This window comes from Wolbachia endosymbiont of Drosophila baimaii (genome assembly GCF_028982185.1).
Taxonomy (GTDB): Bacteria; Pseudomonadota; Alphaproteobacteria; order Rickettsiales; family Anaplasmataceae; genus Wolbachia; species Wolbachia pipientis.
In genome coordinates, this window is sequence record NZ_JAPQLE010000143.1 from 1 (window position 1) to 4,680 (window position 4,680).

Here is a 4,680-nt window from a genome sequence, read left to right on the forward strand (position 1 = left end):
TTTTATCTCCAAGTACAGCATCTCCAAATTCATTTTTAGCCCATTCATTACTCTCGTTTGCCATTTTTATACCCTCAATATTTGCAAACTTTAATATTGTAATACTTTATTTATAAGTACATTTATATTTGTGGGTAATAGTAAGGAATGACACCGTCTTGGATGGAAACCAGTGTCAGCTACTTTCATGACACCATCATAAGGTGAAACTGGATCCCAGTGTTTGGGCACTGGGATGACAAGAAGAGAGCACCGGAATGACAGGAGAAGGGGGGCTACTACCGTCATAAAGGAACCAGTGTCAGCTACTCGGATGATACCTCTTTCTACTTAATTTGGGTTATGCAAGAAGTCTATTCGCGGTATAGATTCCGCTAACGAGTAGCGAAATGATGGTTTTTCAAATCGTCGGTAAGCCTAAATCAGTTTAGCTATATGCTTTTAATTCCCCCAAAAGGAGAATTAAATATGTGAAGTCCTAGTTGATATGATTTAATGAATGGTTAGTTTAAATTACTAGTTTATTTAAGAGATTTTGATAATATTTAACCCACTCGCTTTTCTATTTTCCATATCGCGATGAGCTTGGATTATTTCATCAAATTTATATTTTTTATTGATCCGTACAGTTAAAAGTTTTTTTCTTATCATCTCGAAGATTTCCATTGTGGTAAGCACTAATGTGAATCTATCATGCTTATAATGGTATATTGAGGTTCCAGTTGCAAATAACGAACGTGAACTAAGTAAAGAAAAACTAATAGGAGCGTTACCTGATATCTGCCCATAGGAAACGTATATACCGAACCTGCCTAAAGATTCAAAAGAAAGCTTGCTTGTAGCGTAACCTATAGGGTCATACACTGCACCTACTCCTCTGTTTTGCGTAATCTCCATAATTTTAGAAACGAAGTCTTTATCATTGTAGTTTATTGCGTATGTGCAGCCACTTTGTAAAACTATCTTCATTTTTTCATCAGAGCTTACAGAACCTATCACTACACCTTTTTTATCCTTTGCCCATTGGCATATTGTTTGTCCTAAACCACCATTAGCCCCATGAACTAGCACGAAAGCACCAGGCCTAACTTTATAAGATTGATTAACTAAATAGTGAGCTGTCATACCTTTAAACAGCACTGCAGCAGCAACTTCATCAGATATGTCATCTGGAATTTTTATCAGATATTTCTGGTGTATAATGCGCTTTTCACAATATGCCCCTGGAGGAGCTGTGCAATATCCAACTCTGTCTCCAATTTTGAATCCATCACTGATTTTTTTACCAAGCTTTTCAATAACTCCCACTGCTTCCACTCCAAGCACTGATGGTAGATCTTTAACTTTGCGCATACCTTTTCTGTGCTCTAAATCATAACGATTTAAGCCGATAGTTGTGTGACGTACTAAAATTTCCTCGCCTTTTGGCTCGCCTATGCTCTTATCTACAAATTCTAATACTTCTGGTCCCCCAGTTTTTTTTATTTGTATAGCTCTAACCATGATGAATGTAAGATAAAAACTTTGATTATGTTATCTAACAATTAATATTTTGCAAAGTTATTGTTTTCACAATCAATAGACTTCTTGCGTTACCTCCTGTCATTCCAGTGTCAGCTACTTGGATGACACCCTATTGATTACTGAAATGACATGGTTTGCAAACATTCTGTTACTTAAGCTTAAAAAACGTGTATGACAGTGTTATTTCGCTCAAATCTTTTGTATTGTTATCAAGCATTATCTCAGGATCTATATAAAAAGATACGGGCATAGCTGCTTTCCGTTTTGGTAGCAACATTTGTTCTTCAAAACAAAAGCATGCAACTTTATTGAAATACTTACCTGCTTTAAAAGGCGTAACATTATACACCGCCATTCCAAACGAAGGCTGATCAGATAGATTTTTTGCGTAATAAAACGCTAAACTTTGTTCTCCTATGTTTACGTCAACGTAGTTAGTTTCTGATTTAAATTCCCAAGGTAGATCGGACATTATATCAGCATTGAAGTGAACCCTGATTTTTTGGTCAGTTGCACTTATTGTTGCATTAGTTACTTTTCTTGTTGTGCCACCATACCCGGTAGCTTTACAGAAAATGCTATATAGTGGCACCGATGCATATGCAAGACATAGCATCGATACGACTAAAGATATTAAAAAGAAAACTATAGAATTCTTACTACCTTTCCTTAGAAAGGAGAACATTTAATCTCTATTGCTAAGTAACCTGAGTAAATGTTTAAACATAATAATAAAATTAAAATAAAGATCAGTTGCACCGAGTATTGCTAATTTAGTAGTAGCAACTTCTGAACCGTCATTATACCTATAATAAACATCTTTGATTCTCTGAGCATCATATGCAGTCATCAAGGTAAAGACTATTACTGATATAAATGATACTGCAAAGTAAAGTGGACTGCTTCTAAGGAAGAAATTTACTATCAATGCTATAATTATCCCCAAGACTCCCATCATCAAGAAAGATCCCATACTTGTAAGATCTCTTTTTGTAGTATTACCATATAAAGCCATAGAGCCAAACATGATCGATGTAATGAAAAATGCTCTTGCTATATTTTCTGCAGTGTAAATTACAAAAATATAAGATGAGGAAAGCCCCATTAATACTGAGAAAAGAAAAAATATAGTAACTGTGGACTGAGCACTTAAGTGCTGAAGTTTATAATACATGTAAAACACCAGCGCAAAAGGAGATAGCATCACTACAAATCGCAGCACAGGATTATAATGAATTACCTGAAAAAGACCAGAAAATACCGTTAGAAACGCAACAAGCCCTGTAACGCCTAAAGCTAAAGCCATGTAGTTATATACTTTAGTTAGGTAACTTCTGAGCCCAGCGCTATAATAAACGCCCTGAGAGCGAATATCCTGTTCATTTCTCATGTAAGACATAATATAACTCCTTTTGTCCATTATTTAACACATTATAATATAAAACCACATTTTTATCAAGTATTTTTATTATAAACAGCTATGCGCTGGCATTTGTTTTAATATAAATAGAATATAGGCCTATTGCTGCTGCATTTGAAACATTTAAGCTGTCAATTACGTTTGATATTGGGATCTTTAAAAGATAATCACAATTTTCTTTAACTAACCTCCGCATTCCTTTCTCTTCAGAACCAAAAATAATTACTCTTTTTTTCTCAAAGCTCTTTATTTCATCTATATTTTCTTTAGCATTGCAATCAAGCCCGTAACACCAGTAGCCGACCTTCTTCAAATACTGCATAGTTTTTACTATATTTGTAACGTATATTAGCGGAACAATATCTAAAGCTCCACTTGCTGCTTTTGCAATAGATGCATTTTCACTCGGTGAATGATTATGTGGTAAAACCAATGCGTCGACATTAAAACAAGCTGAAGTTCTTAAAATTGATCCAATATTGTGCGTGTCAGTGACTTGATCTAAAATGACTATAGTAGAGCTGTCGTTTGAGCTTTCAGCTACCTCTTCGATGCTTAAGTTATAAAGAATAGGGGCAACATTTAAAGCAATTCCTTGATGGTTAGCACCTTTAGATAAAACGTCATTAAGTATTTTGTTTTCTACTAATCGAACTTTAATGCCCTTACTATTTGCACATTGCCTAATTTCTTTTTCATGTTCTCTATAGAAATTTTCTGTTACTAACAGTTCTATACACTGCCTATTTTTATTCTTCAGTGCTGACACGCAGGTGTGCTTTCCATACAGCCAAAAATTCTCATTAATTTTTGACGATTTCATCGTATTATCGAAAATCGGGTTTTTATAGAATAAGCAACATTTTACTATGTTTGGATATTGTTGTAAAATTATACAATTCGATTAATGCGTTTATGTCGGACGATGAGTTGGATTGGCAAAAAAATGTTAAGCCAATAGAATGTGGAAAAGTTACTTTGAAAGTTGATCATAAAGTAAATATAAAGTCTATGGTTGATAAAGGTACCTCCGACTTACAAGGGAATTTTCTTAATACCAATAATAGTAACTCATCATTTTGTCTTAACCAAAACACAAAATCAAAAGTTGATAGGGGTAAATATTTTATAAGCGATAAGCTCGATTTGCATGGCTATAATATAGAGGATGCTTACTGTAAATTGATAGATTTTATTATCAAAAATTATCGAGCAGGAAATAGATGTTTATTGGTAATTACGGGATACGGCAGTGCAACAAATAAAACAGACACTATAAAGAGTAACTTAAATAAATGGTTAAATGACACTAAAATCCAGCATATGGTTCTATACTACCAACAAGCTACGAAAAAACATGGTGGTAAAGGGGCTTTTTATGTTTTATTAAGAAGGAATAAAAACCTTGAGTCCTGATACTTAAAATTCCTTTTAAGCCTTAATTTTTCTTGTATAACCATACAGTGTTCGGCAGCGCGTGACGTACAACTGTGCGAACATTGTGATTTGGGTCTACCAGGAAGGATGTCTCCCAGTACCTCTTTTCCCGTCATCCCGCTACGTGTTAGCGGGATCTCATTTCACTTTATGAGGGTGTCATCCGAATAGCTTGACTACTTGGATCCAGATTGGATACTGAGTTGGTGATACCAATTCTCACTGCACAACAAACAGATAGACAATAATGGAAAAAAAGCCATACTAAACTAAGTGTAATAGCGAGGTATAAATGGCAT

Annotated in this window: 6 protein-coding genes; 1 reads left to right on the forward strand and 5 read right to left on the reverse strand. The window is 34.7% G+C overall.

Annotated features, from left to right (window positions below):
• Nucleotides 1–90 precede the first annotated feature (90 nt).
• From OZD66_RS04910 to rlmB, 5 genes are all read right to left on the reverse strand, one after another.
• Nucleotides 91–288: a hypothetical protein gene (locus tag OZD66_RS04910; protein ID WP_182367278.1), complete on the reverse strand. Its 198-nt coding sequence runs from the start codon at nt 286–288 to the stop codon at nt 91–93.
• 237 nt (nt 289–525) lie between these two features.
• Complete coding sequence (locus OZD66_RS04915; RefSeq protein ID WP_182367280.1) at nt 526–1,503, reverse strand: quinone oxidoreductase family protein; 978 nt, start codon at nt 1,501–1,503, stop codon at nt 526–528.
• Nucleotides 1,504–1,672: 169 nt separating this feature from the next.
• Nucleotides 1,673–2,209 (reverse strand): cytochrome c oxidase assembly protein, encoded by a 537-nt coding sequence (locus OZD66_RS04920; RefSeq protein WP_182367299.1) that lies wholly within the window; start codon nt 2,207–2,209, stop codon nt 1,673–1,675.
• Nucleotides 2,210–2,923: a Bax inhibitor-1/YccA family protein gene (locus OZD66_RS04925; RefSeq protein WP_182367302.1), complete on the reverse strand. Its 714-nt coding sequence runs from the start codon at nt 2,921–2,923 to the stop codon at nt 2,210–2,212.
• Nucleotides 2,924–3,002: 79 nt separating this feature from the next.
• Nucleotides 3,003–3,767 carry a 23S rRNA (guanosine(2251)-2'-O)-methyltransferase RlmB gene (gene rlmB / locus OZD66_RS04930; RefSeq protein WP_182367305.1) on the reverse strand — a complete coding sequence of 255 codons (765 nt, stop codon included), beginning with the start codon at nt 3,765–3,767 and terminating at the stop codon, nt 3,003–3,005.
• A 92-nt stretch (nt 3,768–3,859) separates the two neighbouring features.
• Here rlmB and OZD66_RS04935 point away from each other — a divergent pair, with 92 nt between their 5' ends.
• Nucleotides 3,860–4,360: a Smr/MutS family protein gene (locus tag OZD66_RS04935; protein WP_182367308.1), complete on the forward strand. Its 501-nt coding sequence runs from the start codon at nt 3,860–3,862 to the stop codon at nt 4,358–4,360.
• Nucleotides 4,361–4,680 lie beyond the last annotated feature (320 nt).

Bases quoted from the DNA above. Each gene is read 5' to 3' on its own strand.
- OZD66_RS04910 (WP_182367278.1), bottom strand. From the start codon at position 288: ATGACGGTAGTAGCCCCCCTTCTCCTGTCATTCCGGTGCTCTCTTCTT.
- OZD66_RS04915 (WP_182367280.1), bottom strand. From the start codon at position 1,503: ATGGTTAGAGCTATACAAATAAAAAAAACTGGGGGACCAGAAGTATTA.
- OZD66_RS04920 (WP_182367299.1), bottom strand. From the start codon at position 2,209: ATGTTCTCCTTTCTAAGGAAAGGTAGTAAGAATTCTATAGTTTTCTTT.
- OZD66_RS04925 (WP_182367302.1), bottom strand. From the start codon at position 2,923: ATGTCTTACATGAGAAATGAACAGGATATTCGCTCTCAGGGCGTTTAT.
- rlmB (WP_182367305.1), bottom strand. From the start codon at position 3,767: ATGAAATCGTCAAAAATTAATGAGAATTTTTGGCTGTATGGAAAGCAC.
- OZD66_RS04935 (WP_182367308.1), top strand. From the start codon at position 3,860: ATGTCGGACGATGAGTTGGATTGGCAAAAAAATGTTAAGCCAATAGAA.